This window comes from Turicibacter sp., from assembly GCF_017941855.1.
Taxonomy (GTDB): domain Bacteria; phylum Bacillota_I; class Bacilli_A; order MOL361; family Turicibacteraceae; genus Turicibacter; species Turicibacter sanguinis.
The window spans coordinates 1-17,453 of sequence record NZ_JAGAVR010000034.1 but is presented as its reverse complement, the minus strand read 5'-3'; the positions used below and the strand labels follow the sequence as shown (position 1 = coordinate 17,453).

Here is a 17,453-nt window from a genome sequence, read left to right as displayed (position 1 = left end):
TACCATGCTTGTAAACATTTTGGGTTAATTTAATCATATAAAAAAGCATTAGCCGATATCAGGTTAATGCTTTTGATTTTTTAATCGAGAATAATTTTGAAAACAACAGGGAGCTCACTTTGAATAGTAGTTGTACTAATCTCAAGGGCATCCGTACTATGATTCCATTTGATTTCCTCGTCAAATCCTAGCGCAACAATATCTTTGATAATGCCGTGGAAGCATGGGACGAAACAAGGATCTTTTTTGGCAAAAGAGGTGAGTTTGACTTGTCCATTTTCAGGATAGTTTAGGACCGTTGCGTAGATGGCATTGTTGTTCACGGTGTATCTAATATCCTTAGGAGTGAACTTTTTGCTCGTTGTATCTGAAAATTGTCCTTCTGATACTTTGGTTGGACCTTCTGATGCGTACCGCCAAACCTTAGAGTCGTAAATGGCCTCGCCGTTGATTTTTAGCCAGTCTCCAATTTCGAGTAGGAGTTTTTTATCTTCTTCTGGAATTGAGCCATCTCCTTTTGGTCCGATATTTAATAGTAGGCACCCGTTTTTACTCACGATATCCACAAGGTCACAAATGATTTCGTTTGCTGTTTTATAGTCATTATCCTCAGTATATCCCCAAGAGTTTCTTGCAACAGACGTACAACTTTGCCATAAGTTTGGTTTGGGTTCATTAAATTGACCACGTTCCATATCGATAACAGCACTACCAAACATGAACGCATCATTTTTATAGTTAATAGCAACTTCTTCATTCCATTCATGTGCACGATTGTAGTAGTAAGCAGCGAATTTTTTGAGGTAGGGTTTAACAGCATGATGTTGAATCCACCAGTCAAAGTAAATGATTTTAGGGTGATATTTATCAACTAATTCACAACATCTGAGTAACCAATCTTCCAAAAATTCTTTTGTTGGGGTAGGTTCACTAAATAAATCATAGTGATCAGGCTCAGGCATGGCAGGCCAATAAAAATCGCCACACGCTAAAGGATCATGTATATCACTATCAAATTTTTTCCCCTCTCCCATGAAAAACCAATGCTCAATTCGATGAGATGAGGCACAGGCTTTAATACCTCGTTTTTCAAATGCCTGAGATAATTCACCTAAAATATCACGTTTAGGTCCCATTTCATATGAGTTGAATGGAGAGAGATCACTTTTATACATTTGGAATCCATCGTGATGTTCGGCGACAGGCATGACATATCGCGCCCCAGCTTTTTCAAATAAGTCTGCCCAAACTTCAGGATCAAATTTTTCAGCCTTAAACATCGGAATGAAATCTTTGTACCCAAATTCTTTTTGCGGCCCATATGTTTTAATATGATGCTCGTACTCTTTACTACCTTGAATATACATATTTCTTGAATACCACTCACTTCCAAATGCCGGAATAGAATAGAGCCCCCAGTGAATAAAGATTCCGAACTTCGCTTTTTGATACCACTTTGCTACGTCGTATTGTTCAAGAGATTCCCACGTGTCTTTGAATGGTCCTTGTTCAATGACCTCATCAATTAGTTTAAGATAAGACTGTTTGTCCATATTGATCCCCCCTTTTATAGCGCTATCATCATTATATGAAAAGCGAATATAAATTTATATGGATTTTTATGACAAGATTAATATCTAGAGAGGATTTTATTTGAAAAATAATCTTAATTCACTAAAAGAGGATATTCCAGTCTATAGGGTATATAATTACTTATTAGTATAATGATGACATGGAAAGTTTTTTTTCTACATCAATTCGTCTTTTTCTACATATTTTATACAAAGTATTTTAGTATTATGAAAAAGTAATGCAATGAAAAAAAGAGTCATAAAGCTTTGATTTATAACATAAGTTGTAGAGAAGTATGTTTAAACCATCACTAAAAAAAGAACCGATAGGGAGCTATCGGTTCTTTTTTTGTAGGAATCAGGATACGATCTAATATTTTATAAATTAGATGGTATTTATTTTTGTTCTTCTATTTAATTAGCATATCAAAGTAGCAAAATATAATCTATAATTAAAGAGATAAAACTGTTTTAATTTTTAGTAAGGGTTATTAGGAGGAGAAGGATGAATAAAGCCTTAACAATTAAAGATATAGCTGAAATCGCTGGGGTAGCGAAAAGTACTGTATCTCGTTACTTGAACAATGGCAAAGTGAGTGAAGAAACAAAGGAAAAAATCAGGAGAGTTATTGAAGAGCATAATTATGAACCAAACGCTTTTGCACAGAGTCTAAAAGCAAAAAAAACAAAATTTGTTGGAATCATAGCCCCTGGGTTAGATTCTATTGTTACATCAAAAGTAATTATGGCCATTGATACAACCTTAAGAGAAAATGGATACAATCCATTAATTATAAATACTAGTTTACGAAAAGATTTAGAAATTGAAAGTATCGAAAATTTAGCACGATTAAAAGTAGATGGAATTATTTTAGTAGCGACCGAAATTAAAGATGCTCATCGAGATGTAATTAGTCAGTTAAAGGTTCCATTTTTAATGATTGGACAAGTCTGTGATGGAGTTACTTCAATTGTTAATGATGATTATCATGCAGGGTTTGAAGTAGGGAGATATATTCAAGAGATGGGGCATCAGGATGTTATTTATTTGGGCGTATCAAAAGATGATACTGCGGTAGGAATAAATCGTCGTAATGGGGTTTTGGATGGATTACGTTACCAAAATAATTTGATGAATATTCGTATAATGGAGTCAGATTTCACAAGTGAACTTTCTGAGAAAATAGTCAACGATGCTTTAAAAGATAGTAAACCAAGTGCAATTATTTGTGCTACAGATCGAATAGCATTAGGGGCTAGAAAAGCTATTCAACGACATAATTTAAGTGTACCAGAAGATATATCACTTACAGGTTTTGGAGGATATGATTTGGCAACTTTAGTTACACCACCTTTGACGACAATTAAATTTGAAAATGAGAAAACAGGACACTTAGCCGCTGAAACGATTATAGACCTAATGGAAGGAAGAGATGTTGCAGAACTACAGGTTATTGGCTATCAGTTAATCAAATCAAAAAGTGTAAAGCATAAATAAAGATAAAAAAGACAATCTAGTTTTTAAAACCTGATTGTCTTTTTTTTTTGTAAATGCTTACCGAAAGGGGTTGCTATATGGTAATTATTGTGTTATATTATTTTCGTAATCGGTGGAACCGGTTCCTATGGTGAGGGGAGAAATGAAATATGTCTAACAAAAAAGAAATTTATCAAAAAATTTCAGAAGAATTATTAACGTTAATTGGTGGAAAAGAAAACATACAAGGAGTAGCGCATTGTGCAACACGATTAAGAATTGTCTTAGTTGATAATTCATTAGCTGATTTAGATCAAATTGGGCAATTAGAATTAGTTAAAGGGGTCTTTGTGGCAGGAGATCAATTGCAAATTATTTTTGGCGCAGGAACAGTTAATAATGTTTATGATGTCTTTACAGAAGTTAGTGGAACAGAAAGAATGTCTTTAGGTGATGTTAAAGCTCAATCAGTACAGAAACAGAATGCATTTCAAAAAGCTATTAAATCGTTATCTGACGTTTTCGTAGATATCATTCCAGGTTTATTAGCTGCAGCCCTATTGATGGGATTGACAGGTTTACTTGGGCAAGAAGGAATTTTTGGTCCTCAATCTGTGATTGAGATGTTTCCATCTTTAGCTGGAATTAATCGCTTCATATCAATTTGTTCAACAGGAATCTTTACAATATTACCAATGTTAGTTGTTTATTCAGCAACAAGACGTTATGGTGGAACACCTGTTCTTGGATTAGTTATTGGAGCAATTATGTTACATCCTGATTTAGCAAATGCTTATTCTGTTGGAAATGGAACAGTTGATCCCGAAGTTATTAATATTTTTGGACTAAATGTAGAATTAGTTGCATTTCAAGGTGGGATTATCATTGCTTTAATGATGGGATTCATTACGGCTAAACTTGATATTTTCTTTAACAAAAAAATTCCAGATATGGTTAAATTATTCTTTGCACCATTAGCAACAGTAGTGATTGCAGCATTCTTATTATTTACAGTCATTGGTCCACTAGGACGTGCTCTAGCAGATATTATTACTTATTCATTATTATGGGCAACAACAAATTTAGGAATTTTTGGTTTCATGTTGTTTGCAGGAATTCAACAAATCATTGTTATTACTGGAATTCATCATGTTATCGGAGCAGTTGAGGCACAATTAATCGCAGATACTGGACGTAACTTTATTATGCCATTAATGTCAGTTGCTTTAATTGCACAAGGTGGAGCAGTTCTTGGATTCTTACTTTTAAATTGGAAAGATGCTAAAGTTAAACAAATTTGTATTTCTTCATTTGGGTCAATTTTATTTGGAATTTCTGAACCGGCTATTTTCGGAGTAACTTTAAAAAATAAATTCCCATTAATTGCAGGATGCTTAGGAGCAACTTTAGGGGGAGCATATGTTTATCTTACACATGTAACAGCTATTGGATTTGGTGCAACAGCTATTCCTGGAATTGCAATTGTAGCAGCTGAAGGAAATGGACATCTTAATTATATTTTTGCTCATTTAATTGCTTTATCAGCTGGATTTATCTTTACATATGTATATGGAAAAGTAAAAGTTAAAAGAGAGGTAGCTTAATTATGAGATACAAAGAGCCTAAACATCGAACAATTCTAGAAGCTACAACAGAAGAATTAGTTCAACTTCTAGAAAAGTCAAAAGATGATAATTGGAAACCAATTTATCATATTCATCCAGAGTTTGGTTTATTAAATGATCCAAATGGATTAGCATATTTTAATGGTTATTATCATCTTTTTCACCAATGGTATCCTTTTGGGACAACACATGGAATGAAACATTGGGCTCATTTGAAATCAAAAAACTTAGTTGAATGGACACGTGAAGAAGTAGCATTAATACCAACTGAAGATTATGAAGCTCATGGAGCATATTCAGGAACAGCTATAGAAATAAATAATCAGTTGTATTTGTATTACACTGGAAACATTAAATTAGATAAGTTTAATCGAAGCGCAAATCAGTGTTTAGCTATTATGGATGATAAGGGGAATATTCAAAAACATCCATCAAATGCGTTGATTGAAGGCGTTCCACAAGGGTATACCGGACATGTTCGTGATCCAAAAGTATTTAAAAAGAATGGTCAATATTATATGATTTTGGGAGCTCAACGATTAGATGAAACAGGAACCTTTATTATGTATCAATCCCCAGATGGAGTAGATTGGAGTTTTTTAGGAGAGTTAACGTTAAAAAACTTTAATCAGAATTTAGGGTATATGTGGGAATGTCCAGACTTTGCTGAGATTGACGGAAAGGATTTATTGATTTTTTCACCACAGGGAGTTGAAGTACAAGGTGAGAAGTATAAAAATTTATTTAATGTAACGTATGTAATTGGAAAGTTAGATTTAGATCAATTGATATTTGAAGTAGAATCATTTGATGAATTTGAGCGAGGATTTGATTTCTATGCGACTCAAACTTTTAAAGGAAAAGAAAATCAAACACTACTATTAGCCTGGGCAGGTTTAGGAGAATTTGAATATCCAACTGATATTTTTGGATGGGCTCATTGCTTAACATTCCCAAGAGAAATTAGAATCAAAGATAATAAGGTTATTCAAATTCCAGCAAAAGAACTTGAGTTATTACGTCTCAATAAAGTATCAGAAGCAGGTCAATGTCAAGGATTTTCTTTATTAGAAAATGATACAAATACATATGAGTTAAATATGATACTCACCCCAAATGATGCAAATATTTTTGGAATAAACCTATCAGTTTCAAAAGAGGAACGTCTGGTATTAGAGTTTAATCAGAAAAATCAAACCGTTACACTTGATCGAAGTGAATTAAAACATCAGTTTGTTGAAGAGTTTGGGACATATCGTCAAGCAGAATTAAAAATTGGTGAAAAGATTGAAATTAAAGTTTTAATGGATAATAGTATTGTTGAAATCTTTATTAACAATGGGGAGTTAGCCTTTACAAGCCGATTATTCCCATTAGAAAATTCAACTAATATAGAGATTTTTAGCGATGGATTAATGTCCTATAAGTATGAGAAGTATCTTTTAAAACATGGTATTTAATTTATTTACCATACATAAAAAAAGGTCTGTCAAAAATATGACAGACCTTTTTTTATGTATCATTTTTTGAAAACGTTTAACGAGTTTATAGGTACCATTAGCAAGACAAAATCTATCTTTTTAAGTATCTAGTTTTTGGTACTATAAAAAAGCAGTTGAGGCAGAGGTTTAATCAATTGATTACGTATTGATAAAGTGAGGTCACATTTATTTTAGATGATCAATAACCTCTAATAATGATTCGACAATTTTAACTGTTTTATTGGCAAACTCTTCATCAGGATATTTCATATCTGGTACGCAGATAACATCTATATTTCCAGCGTGTGCTGCTGTAATGCCGGCTTCACTGTCTTCTAAAACTAACGCTTCCTGAGGAGTTATTCCTAATTTTTCACAGGCTGTTAAGAAAATTTCAGGATGAGGTTTTCCACAAGTCACTTCATCGCCACAAATCATATCATCAAAATATTGATAGATATTTGCTGTTTTTAAAATGATATCCGCACGAGCACGAGCACTACTGGTTGCTACAATTGTTTTATAGTTATTTTCTTTTAGAAACGTTAGTAATTCAACGATTCCTTTTTTTAATGGTGTGTTAAGTTTTAGGCGGTTATCTAATGAGACATGAACATCATCCCAGACCTCATCTATTGGGAAATCTTCTCCGTAGTGATCTATTAATACTTGATAAACGCCTTTTTTATTTTTTCCTAGGCAACGACGATAAAGTGTTTCGTCAAATTTATATCCTAATTGATCTAACTTATGACAATATTCTTCATAAGTCACTCTTTCACTATCAATCATTAATCCATCCATATCAAATATTATAGCTTTTTTCATATCTAATCCCTCATTCTAAATTTGATAAGTGGATTATAACAATGAATATGGCATAAAGCAATGTTATAAGGGAGATTATCTCTCATATCAAAAAAGCCCTACTAAGGGAGGAAAGCTACGAATTCGCAAGCTCATTTCCTAGCGTGGGGGCCCCCCATTTTTACGACTGGCTAAACGCTTGATTCAACTTTTTAATAAAACCACATAATTTCTCCATAGTGTTGTCATATAATATCGTGGGTTGTGAATGTACCTACTTTGCCGATGATATTGAAAGGATGTGAGGGTATGGACGGTAGTCCGAGTTGTTGTAAGGATAATAAGATGGGTTCCATATCTGACCATCTTATGAAGTGGAGGATATGGTAACCAAGGAGGATTGAGCCATGGTTATTGAAATTAAAGAGTTAATTGAAAGAAATAAGTTATTAGAGTTATGTGAGTATTTACAAGAATTGAATTCTGTTGATGTAGCGAATCAATTAATGGATCTTGAGGATGAAGAGTTGGTTTTAGTTTTTAGGGTTTTACCTAAGGATATTGCTGCAGAAGTTTTTTCTTATTTAGATAAAGATTCTCAACAACATATTGTGGAGTCGATTACAGATCGAGAAGTCACACAAATTGTGGATAAGTTATTTTTAGATGACACAGTTGATTTTATTGAGGAGTTACCTGCAAATGTTGTTAAAAAGGTGATTCGAAATACATCTCCTCAAAAACGTGAATTGATTAATCAGTTTTTACAGTATGCACAGTATTCAGCAGGATCAATTATGACGATTGAGTTTGTTGATTTAAAAGCGTATATGACTGTTAAAGAGGCAATTAATCATACTCGAAAAACTGGAACAACTAAGGAAACGTTAGAAACTTGTTTTATCATTGATCAAGCACGTCATCTTTTAGGATCGGTGACACTTAAAGATTTAATTTTAAGCGAAGATGATATGATAATTGAAGATATTATGGACACTAATCTTATCTCAGTTCAAACATCGGTTGATCAAGAAGAGGTTGCACATTTATTTAAGGCGTATGATTTAGTAACGATGCCCGTCGTGGATAAAGAAAACCGTCTAGTAGGAATGATTACGATTGATGATGTTGTGGATATCATTGAGCAAGAAAATACGGAAGATTTTCAAAAGATGGCAGCGATGGCACCAAACGAGGAACCTTATTTAAAAACTCCCGTTTTATCTTTAGCTAAACATCGTATTATTTGGTTATTAGTTTTAATGATTTCAGCAACGGTGACAGGACGTATCATTCAAGGGTTTGAGGAAGTCATTCAATCGGTTGTTATTTTAGCATCATTTATTCCAATGTTAATGGACACAGGGGGAAATGCTGGTTCTCAGTCTTCTACTTTAATTATTCGAGGATTAGCGCTTGGTGAAATTACGACTCATGATTATTTAAAAGTTATGTTTAAAGAGTTACGAGTAGGAAGTGTTGTGGCAATTGTTCTATCTGTTGTCAATTTTTTAAGAATTTATTTTATTGAGCATGTCGAGTTTATGGTCGGAATTACTGTTTGTGCAAGTTTGTTCTTTACGGTTATTTTAGCTAAAGTGGTGGGAAGTATTTTACCGATTATTGCTAAGAAGTTAAAATTTGATCCAGCTATTATGGCGAGTCCGTTGATTACAACGATTGTTGATGCCTTTGCATTAATTGTTTACTTTATGTTAGCTCGCACACTTTTAGGAATTTAATATGAAAAAGCCTACATTGTAGGCTTTTTCTGCTTATAATAAAAGAGAGATTGGAGTTGATGAGATGCGTATTTTAATGGTAGATGATGAAGTAAAGATTTGTGAATTTGTACAGGCGTGTTTAGATAATGAAGGGTATCAAACAGAGGTTGCTCATGATGGTAAAACAGCACTTAGTTTATTTCATCAGTATACCTATGATTTGATTCTGCTTGATCGAATGTTGCCTGATGTGAGTGGAGAAGAAATCTGTAAACAAATTAGACAACAGTCTGATATTCCAATTATAATGCTAACAGCCAAAATAGAAGATGAAGATCGAATTGAAGGTTTTCAATTAGGTTGTGATGATTATATTTGTAAGCCGTTTAATATAATGGAGTTATTACTCCGAATAAAGGCTATTTTAAAACGAACGATAAAAAAAGATAATCAAGATTTAATTAAATTTGGAACAGATTTTGAACTAAATACTTTATCCCATCAGTTAAAGGTTAAAGGACAGGAGGTTCCTTTAACGAATACAGAGTATAAAATTTTATTGGCCCTTAGTTCACATCCTCAAAAAGTGTATACTCGAGAAGAATTACTGGCTTATGCAGTTGATGGATATGTTGAAAAATTTGATCGTGTGATTGATAGTCATATTAAAAATTTAAGGCATAAGATTGAGATAGATTCAATTATCTTAACCGTGTACGGAGTGGGGTATCGTTTTGGATTACAAAAGTAAAAGAATGCCTATTAATAAAAAAATGATTTTAATTTTTTCATTTGTCATGATTGTGACGATTATTATGATTCGGTTGTTTGTTGCAACGCTTTTTCAACATTCATTTGAACGATATGTAGATGATTCGAATAAAGTAGAGTTATATCATTTAATGAATTTTGACGCTCGAGGGCTCTATCGAAATGATGAATGGGATATGGATTTTATTAAAAATTTAGGAATTGATGCGATTCAAAAAGGAATTGCGATTAAAGTATATGATCATTCGGGCAAGGAGCTTTGGAGTGTGTTTTCTGATGAGAAGGTGCTATCCGATTACACGTTAAATGAAATTAGTCAAAATATGCAAAACATTGACAGTGATTGGAGTAATGCACTCGAGGATTATCAAGTAGATATTTATAATGAGAGAGATGAAGTTGTCGGAAAACTAGATTTAACTCATTATGCTTCGACGTATTATATGAGTAATGATTTAGAGCTATTGAATACGGTTAATCAGGTGATTTTAATTATTGGTATTGTGTCAGTGGGCAGTATTGTTGTGGTTTCTGCGATGATTTCAAAATCTATTTCGATTCCTATCGTGAAGGTGTCCCGAATGGCGAAGTTGATTGAGACTGGCCAATATAAGAAGGAAGTGGAGACTCGTAGCGATATTAAGGAGATTGATGAGTTAATCACATCGATTAATAATTTGTCACTGGCTTTAGATGAGCAAGAAATGTTGAGGAAGCAACTGACGACTGATATTGCGCACGAGTTAAGAACGCCTTTAACGACGATAAAGGGGCATTTGGATGTGATGATTGCGGGAATTTGGGAACCGACGTCTGAGCGTTTGATGAGTATTAATGAGGAAGTCGTTAGGATTAGCCGGATGGTAGATGAACTACGCCATCTTTCAAAGTATGATAGCGAAAGGACAAAGCTTGAGTTATCTAAAATACGATTAGATGAGCTGTTAGTGTCTGTCATTTATAATTATCAAGTTCAAGCCTTTGAAAAAAACATCGAGATTCAATCGCAAATTGAACCAGTAGTGGCTTTAGTTGACGAGAAGAAATTTTCTCAAGTGTTAATCAATCTATTATCGAATGCCACTAAGTATACAAATGTAGGCGGAGTGATTACGGTGATGTGTCATTCTGATGAGCAACATATCTATATTAAAGTTGTGGATAATGGTATTGGAATTCCAGAGGTTGATTTGAAACATATCTTTGAACGATTTTATCGTGTGGATAAGTCAAGAAGTAAGGAAACGGGTGGCATTGGTGTTGGATTAACGATTGCGAAATCTATTGTAGAAGCTCACGGGGGATTGCTGAGTGTAAAAAGTGAAGTAGGGATTGGTAGTGAATTTATGATTCAATTAAAAATAATTTGATATTTTATATGATGTTATATCATAAATGTTTTAGATGAAAAAAGGTTGAGTCTTGATTGGACTCAACCTTTTAAAATGCATTATTTTACAAAAAGTAAAAGTAACATCGCGATAATTAAACAAGTAAAACCACCAATCATGGCTGTTGATTTTTTCATGTTAAAGATCCTCTCTGATTTGTATTTATACATAAATGTTTCAAAATAATAAGATAACTACTATGATATATTATTATAATTTTGATAAATATAGTAAAAAATTATCCAGAACATAACTATGAAATTTTTTTGTGCTAAAATAATACAGGTGATTAAAGGAGGGGCCAACATGGAACAGAATTTTATGAATGATTTATATAAGCAAATTGCGAAGCAATTAAACATTACAACGAATCAAATTAATGCGGTCTTAAAACTTTTAGAAGAGGGATCAACCGTTCCATTCATTGCTCGTTATCGTAAAGAGGTAACAGGAGCGCTAGATGAAGAGCAGATTCGTGAAATTTCTAAGACATATGAGTACGGTGTTAATTTACAACAGCGTAAAGATGATGTCATTCGTTTAATTGATGAAAAAGGGATGTTAACACCAGAGTTAAAAAATCAAATTTTAAAAGCAGAGAAATTAACTGAGATTGAAGACTTATATCGTCCATTTAAGGAGAAAAAGAAAACTCGTGCAACGATGGCAAAAGCAAAAGGTTTAGAGCCATTAGCACAGTATCTTTTAACTTATCCACAATCAGGAATTGAAGTTGAAGCAGCTAAATATGTGAATGAAGAAGTAGCATCTGTTGAAGAGGCTTTACAAGGAGCTCGCGATATTATCGCGGAGATGATTGCGGATAACGCAGATTATCGTAAATGGATTCGTGAATATACAACGAAAAATGGTGAAATTCAATCTAAGGTTCGTGATAAATCATTAGATGAGCGCCATGTTTATGAACAATATTATGAATACTCTGAACCTATCTCACGTATTGTTCCTCACCGTGTTCTGGCGATGAATCGTGGAGAGTCGGAGAAGATTTTACGTATTTCTATTACAGAGAACGCTGAAGGCGTATACACTTATTTATCAAAGCAATTTATTAAGGATGCATCAGGGGAAGCTGCCAATCAGGTGATGATGGCAATTGAGGATGCGTATAAACGTTTAATCAAACCTTCAATTGAGCGTGAGATTCGTGCTAGTTTAAAAGAGGTAGCAGAAAATCAAGCGATTCATATCTTCTCTGAGAATGTGCGTCAATTATTATTACAACCTCCTATGAAAGGAAAAGTTGTACTTGGAGTTGACCCTGCTTTCCGTACTGGATGTAAGTTAGCAGTTGTTGATGAGACTGGTAAAGTATTAGATATCGATGTGATTTATCCTCACGAAAAATCAAAAGGGTCAACTGCAGACCCTAAATTAGTAGCGGCGGCGCGTGCTAAGGTCATTGATAAAATCAATACTCATAAAGTAGAAATTGTGTCGATCGGTAATGGTACAGCTTCACGCGAAACAGAAAGTTTTATTGTTGATGTGTTAAAAGAAATTAAGCATCCAATTTATTATATTATTACGAATGAAGCAGGAGCTTCAGTTTATTCGGCATCAGATCTTGCGCGTCAAGAGTTCCCAGATTTACAGGTTGAGGAGCGTTCGGCTGTTTCGATTGCAAGACGTCTTCAAGACCCATTAGCAGAGCTGGTTAAGATTGATCCTAAGTCTATTGGGGTAGGTCAATATCAACATGACGTAACGCAATCTAAGTTGAATGATTCATTAAACTTCGTGGTTGAAACAACTGTTAACCAGGTAGGGGTAAACGTAAATACAGCGTCGCCTGCATTACTTAAATATGTAGCGGGTCTTTCTTCAACGATTGCCAATAATATCGTGAAGCACCGTGATGAAGTTGGAAAGTTCACAAAACGTGAAGAGTTAAAGAAAGTTGCACGCTTAGGAGCTAAAACTTATGAGCAAGCAATCGGATTTTTACGTATTATTGATGGGGTAAATCCGCTTGATAAAACGGGTATTCACCCTGAAAGTTACAAAGTTGCAGAAGAAGTTCTTGAAAGCTTAGGGTGCACAAAAGATGATTTAGGAACCGAAGGCTTAAAAGCAGCAGTTGCTAAAGCTGATCGCTTAAAATTAATGGCAACGCTTGGTGTTGGTGAACATACATTAAACGATATTTTAGATGCATTTGTTGCACCGAATCGTGATCCACGTGATGAGGTGGCAGCACCTTTATTACGTTCTGATGTGTTAAAACTTGAAGATTTAAAACCAGGAATGGAACTTCAAGGGACAGTTCGTAACGTTGTTGACTTCGGAGTATTTGTCGACTGTGGTGTAAAAGAAGATGGATTAGTTCACTTATCAAAAATGAAAAAAGGATTCGTTAAACATCCAATGGATGTTGCCTCAGTTGGGGACATCGTTAAAGTATGGGTAGAGTCAGTTGACTTAAATCGTAAACGATTAGCGTTAACTATGATCATGCCAGAAGCTAAATAAATTAAAAAGGAGCTAGCTAGCTCCTTTTTAATATTATGAATTATTTTTAATATACAACTTTAAACATTTTATGATTAGTATCAGAATATAAATAATCAATCCGTACATAACCAGTGGGATTAAAGATGAAATTGAAAATAGTAATTGATTGAAGATATTACCACCTGTAGTTTCTATAACTTCAACTTGCATTAGTTTAGTCTCCTTTTATTAATTATAGGGTTTAATTTCTTTACATTTTGGAAAGTTTGAACAACCATAAAACTTTTGTCCAATATGATTGCCTTTTTTAGTTTCACGTAAAGTCATAGGTATCTGGCATTTTGGACAGATTGGTACATAATCTTCGGAGGTAATACTAGCAATAATAGGATTAGTTTTCATTTGGGACTGTATTAAATCTGTTAATTCAGAAATTGCGTAGCTATTTTTGACGGGTATATGGAGAAGAGGGAGATTAGCCGCTTTAAAAACTTCATCAACAAATGCATCTCGTTGTACTCTATTTGATTGCTGATGACTTTTATCATCCAGTTCAATAGCTACCAATGGTTTCAGAGATACATTATCGCAAACTAAAAAGTCTACATGTTTTCGGTTAATTTTATTCCAATAGCTTTGTTTCATTTTAAAATCTTTTATATTAACAAAAAATAAATCTCCTAATGATACTTTAGACAAAATCTTAACTGGAAGCTCTTTAGTAGCAAGTGACAAGGATTTATAAAAATTAAGTTCTGCTGCTGATAAAAAATCATCCCGTAAAACATATGGAAATATATTTTCTATTTTTTTACTTTGTTTGTTATTCTGTTTTGGTAATAGTCCCAGTGCATTAAGAATACTTCCTAAACATCCAATATTTTCGCTCATTATTCATATCCTCTCTAGTGATTATCTCTCCCTAATTTTAACATTATTTTAAGATAATTGTTTTATTATGTGGTAAAAAATGTATGTTTAATACTAACAAGTAATCAAATAAAGTTATTTAGGAGTATATTTTTGGGTTGAACTGAATTATCCAAAGTTCAGGTAACGGTGAATAAGGAAGGTTTACCATCAGAGGAGATAGAGATAGGCCTCCCAACGCTGACTATTTTTGATTTGAATCTCCCTGCAGGAACAGATTATTTTGAAATGGAAGTCAGCTATTTTGATGAGTCAGGAACTGAGATTTTTTAGGATGGTAGATATAGAAAAAGGATTATCTGTGAATTTTTCGATAATCCTTTTGATTGTTAGGATTTAAAGTGTAGCTTTTCTTTACTAAATGGTAAATAAGTACTACAATTATGCTATATATGAAACCGAAAGGGTGTACAAAAAATGTCAAAAGTATTAGCTAAAGTTAAAAATTATGAAATCACTGAAGAAATGTTAAATGAAACAATCGATGCCTTACGCGCACAACAAAATATTAATTTAACAACTGAAGAACAAAAACAAGATTTATTAGATGAATTAGTTGCTCGTCAATTAGTTGTTGAAGATGCAATTGAGTCTGGATTAACTGAAACTGAAGAGTTCCAAAAATTATATCGCGAATTCATTTTCCAACACAGCATTGGACAAATGTTCAAAACAATTAATGTAACAGATGCTGAGTGTGAAGCTTACTATAATGAAAACCAAGATCAATTCAAAGAAGAAACAGTTCGCGCTGCTCATATCTTAGTAGATGAAGAAGCAAAAGCAGAGGATTTATTAAATCAAATTAATGAAGGTGCAGATTTCCATCAATTAGCAAGCGAACATTCAAGCTGTCCTTCTGGAGCTCGTGGAGGAGATTTAGGAGATTTCGGACGTGGACAAATGGTTCCTGAATTTGAACAAGCTGCATTCGCTTTAAATATTGGAGAAATTTCTGGGGTAGTTAAATCTCAGTTTGGATATCATTTAATTAAATTATTAGACAAAAAAGAAACAGTGCCATTTACTGATGTTTTACCACAAATTAAACAATACTTAGTGACGAAAAAACAAAATGAGATGTATAGTGCGTTTACTCAAGGTTTAAAATCTAAATATACGGTAGAAAAAGCCTAAAAAACTATTTACTTTGTAATTCAAACTAATTATAATAGTACTATAGTTAGATGAAGGAGGAAATCAAAATGGTATTTGATCGCGTTAAAGAAATTATTGTAGACGAATTAGGTGTAGATGCAGAAGCAGTAACTATTGATTCAACTTTAGAAGATTTAGGTGCTGACTCTTTAGATGCTGTTGAATTAATCATGGCATTAGAAGAAGAGTACGATTTAGAAATCGCTGAAGACGATGCTAAAGCAATGAAAAGCGTTAAAAACATCGTTGATTATATCGAAAGTAAACAATAATTTTTTAAATGAACTAGGAGATACTTTCTCCTAGTTTTTTACCGATTATACACAGCTAGTCATAAATCATTTAATTTCGCCCATTCTAATAATAGGTTACTATTTTTTGAAAATTTAAGCAATTTTGCTTTTAATAGATATGTACAAGAGGATTTTTTTGATCCCTGATATATAAGTCTAGATCATATTTCTGTCAGCATATAGAAATGGGAGGTGTTATAGGTGGATCGCTCAAGAAAAGTTGTTAATGAACTATTAACAGATGTTTTTAATCAAATTTTAATTTTAGAGGAACGTAATTTACAAGAGCATGATGCAGTTGATGTAACGATGACGGAGATTCATGTCATTGAGGCGATTCGTAAATGTGAACCATCAACAATGGGGACCGTGTCTAAACGTTTAATGATTACAATGGGGACTTTGACAACATCGGTTAACCGATTAGTAGAAAAAGGTTATGTAACACGTAAACGTGATGTGAATGATCGTCGAGTGGTTTTACTAGATTTAACGGAAAAAGGTCAGAGTGTATTTGAAATTCATGAAGCCTTTCATGAAGACTTAGTAAATGCTGCTTTAAAAGACTTAGAGTTTCGAGAAGATTTAGTTCAATCATTAGAGAGTATCTATCGATTCTTCAAAAAATTACAAGAAAAACATCAATAAGATGTTTTTTGGCGAATTATTTAATAATTTTTTATTAAAATAACAAGGTATCAGCTCCGATTATATGGTTTAATAGTCGTATAAGGAGCTGATTTTTTTATGTCTAAATGGTTTAATTTAAAAAATATATCGATAGCAGCGATTACTTTATTAGGATTAGCACCAGTTGTCCAAGCAAGTCCCCTTAAAGAGGACGTTACCATAGAAAAACATTATCGTACTTTTTATATGCCTGATCGCGAGGATTTAATCTTTTCCCTGCATTACGGTTACGGATTTAAAAGTGATTATGTTTTAACAGATGATGATGTGAAGGTAGGGATTTATAGTTCCAATGCAATCTTGGTGGATTTAACGGCGAATGAGATCATTTATGAAAGAAATCCTGATGTTATAACATATCCAGCGTCTCTGACCAAAATGATGACAGTGTTAGTTGCGATTGAAAATATGCCAAATACGTCGATGGTTGTAGATGTTGATTTTAATAAGTTATATGAAGAAGGAGCCGCGCTTGCCGGATTTTCAAATGGACAAGTTGTGAGTGGCGACGATTTGTTATATGGAACGATGTTACCATCAGGTGCTGATGCAGCCCAAACATTAGCTAATTATGTAGCAGGTTCAGAAGAGGCCTTCGTTGAATTAATGAATCAAAAAGCAAGGGAACTTGGCATGACGAGCACTCACTTTACAAATGTAACAGGACTTCATGACGATAATCATTACTCAACGGTGCGAGATATGGCCGTATTAGTCAAGGCCGCGCTATATAACGATAAGTTTAGAGAAGTTTATTCTGCTAAATCTTATGTCACGAGTACAACGCCAATGTTAGTCTTTACGAGTCGAATGTTTGACCGTTTATCATCACCAACATTTGGTCGTGTTGAAATGTTAGGTGGAAAAACAGGTTATACGCATGAGGCGCAACTTTGTTTAGCGAGCTATGCAACAGATGGAAAACACGAATATGCCCTTGTGACAACGCACGCTGATGGAAGTGCCTATACCCCACAATATCACGTGCTTGATGCTGTTTATTTATATAATTATTTCTTAAATCAATTGTAATGGAGAATAAGATGAGTCGAAATATTTT

The 17,453-nt window shown here is 33.6% G+C and carries 15 protein-coding genes; 12 read left to right on the top strand and 3 right to left on the bottom strand.

Annotation, left to right across the window (positions count from 1 at the left end):
* Positions 1-80: 80 nt before the first annotated feature.
* On the bottom strand, positions 81-1,553 hold the full coding sequence (locus J6D32_RS05510) for an alpha-L-fucosidase (protein WP_287467383.1): 1,473 nt from the start codon (positions 1,551-1,553) through the stop codon (positions 81-83).
* A 508-nt stretch (positions 1,554-2,061) separates the two neighbouring features.
* Between J6D32_RS05510 and J6D32_RS05505 the strand changes: the two genes are divergently transcribed.
* The 3 genes from J6D32_RS05505 to J6D32_RS05495 all read left to right on the top strand — a co-directional run bounded on the left by J6D32_RS05505 (position 2,062) and on the right by J6D32_RS05495 (position 6,133).
* Positions 2,062-3,069 (top strand): LacI family DNA-binding transcriptional regulator, encoded by a 1,008-nt coding sequence (locus tag J6D32_RS05505; protein ID WP_262949369.1) that lies wholly within the window; start codon positions 2,062-2,064, stop codon positions 3,067-3,069.
* Between the two features lie 149 nt (positions 3,070-3,218).
* Complete coding sequence (locus J6D32_RS05500) at positions 3,219-4,652, top strand: PTS transporter subunit EIIC (RefSeq protein ID WP_055165257.1); 1,434 nt, start codon at positions 3,219-3,221, stop codon at positions 4,650-4,652.
* 2 nt (positions 4,653-4,654) lie between these two features.
* A complete protein-coding gene (locus J6D32_RS05495; protein WP_006784507.1) occupies positions 4,655-6,133 on the top strand; it encodes a glycoside hydrolase family 32 protein in 1,479 nt (492 codons plus the stop codon).
* 207 nt (positions 6,134-6,340) lie between these two features.
* Here the strand turns inward: J6D32_RS05495 and J6D32_RS05490 are convergent, their stop codons facing one another.
* On the bottom strand, positions 6,341-6,982 hold the full coding sequence (locus J6D32_RS05490; protein ID WP_006784564.1) for an HAD family hydrolase: 642 nt from the start codon (positions 6,980-6,982) through the stop codon (positions 6,341-6,343).
* 386 nt (positions 6,983-7,368) lie between these two features.
* Here J6D32_RS05490 and mgtE point away from each other — a divergent pair, with 386 nt between their 5' ends.
* The 4 genes from mgtE (at position 7,369) to J6D32_RS05470 (ending at position 13,340) form a co-directional block, all read left to right on the top strand.
* A complete protein-coding gene (gene mgtE, locus J6D32_RS05485; protein ID WP_006784563.1) occupies positions 7,369-8,703 on the top strand; it encodes a magnesium transporter in 1,335 nt (444 codons plus the stop codon).
* Positions 8,704-8,767: 64 nt separating this feature from the next.
* Positions 8,768-9,436: a response regulator transcription factor gene (locus tag J6D32_RS05480; protein ID WP_006784562.1), complete on the top strand. Its 669-nt coding sequence runs from the start codon at positions 8,768-8,770 to the stop codon at positions 9,434-9,436.
* Positions 9,420-10,826, top strand: coding sequence for a sensor histidine kinase (locus J6D32_RS05475; RefSeq protein WP_230310396.1), 1,407 nt, complete (start codon positions 9,420-9,422; stop codon positions 10,824-10,826). Before J6D32_RS05480 ends, J6D32_RS05475 begins: the two co-directional genes overlap by 17 nt.
* Positions 10,827-11,153: 327 nt before the next feature.
* Positions 11,154-13,340 carry a Tex family protein gene (locus tag J6D32_RS05470; protein ID WP_006784560.1) on the top strand — a complete coding sequence of 729 codons (2,187 nt, stop codon included), beginning with the start codon at positions 11,154-11,156 and terminating at the stop codon, positions 13,338-13,340.
* A 210-nt stretch (positions 13,341-13,550) separates the two neighbouring features.
* Here the strand turns inward: J6D32_RS05470 and J6D32_RS05465 are convergent, their stop codons facing one another.
* On the bottom strand, positions 13,551-14,213 hold the full coding sequence (locus tag J6D32_RS05465; protein WP_006784559.1) for a DUF2726 domain-containing protein: 663 nt from the start codon (positions 14,211-14,213) through the stop codon (positions 13,551-13,553).
* 168 nt (positions 14,214-14,381) lie between these two features.
* Between J6D32_RS05465 and J6D32_RS05460 the strand changes: the two genes are divergently transcribed.
* The 5 genes from J6D32_RS05460 to J6D32_RS05440 all read left to right on the top strand — a co-directional run bounded on the left by J6D32_RS05460 (position 14,382) and on the right by J6D32_RS05440 (position 17,425).
* Positions 14,382-14,525 (top strand): hypothetical protein, encoded by a 144-nt coding sequence (locus J6D32_RS05460; RefSeq protein WP_155061841.1) that lies wholly within the window; start codon positions 14,382-14,384, stop codon positions 14,523-14,525.
* 144 nt (positions 14,526-14,669) lie between these two features.
* The gene (locus J6D32_RS05455) at positions 14,670-15,389 is read left to right on the top strand and encodes a peptidylprolyl isomerase (RefSeq protein ID WP_006784558.1); all 720 of its coding nucleotides are present in this window, start codon (positions 14,670-14,672) and stop codon (positions 15,387-15,389) included.
* Between the two features lie 68 nt (positions 15,390-15,457).
* Positions 15,458-15,682: an acyl carrier protein gene (acpP, locus tag J6D32_RS05450; protein WP_006784557.1), complete on the top strand. Its 225-nt coding sequence runs from the start codon at positions 15,458-15,460 to the stop codon at positions 15,680-15,682.
* A gap of 222 nt (positions 15,683-15,904) precedes the next feature.
* Positions 15,905-16,351, top strand: a complete 447-nt coding sequence (locus J6D32_RS05445; RefSeq protein ID WP_006784556.1) for a MarR family winged helix-turn-helix transcriptional regulator — start codon at positions 15,905-15,907, stop codon at positions 16,349-16,351.
* Between the two features lie 99 nt (positions 16,352-16,450).
* Positions 16,451-17,425 (top strand): D-alanyl-D-alanine carboxypeptidase family protein, encoded by a 975-nt coding sequence (locus J6D32_RS05440; protein ID WP_287467381.1) that lies wholly within the window; start codon positions 16,451-16,453, stop codon positions 17,423-17,425.
* Positions 17,426-17,453: the final 28 nt, after the last annotated feature.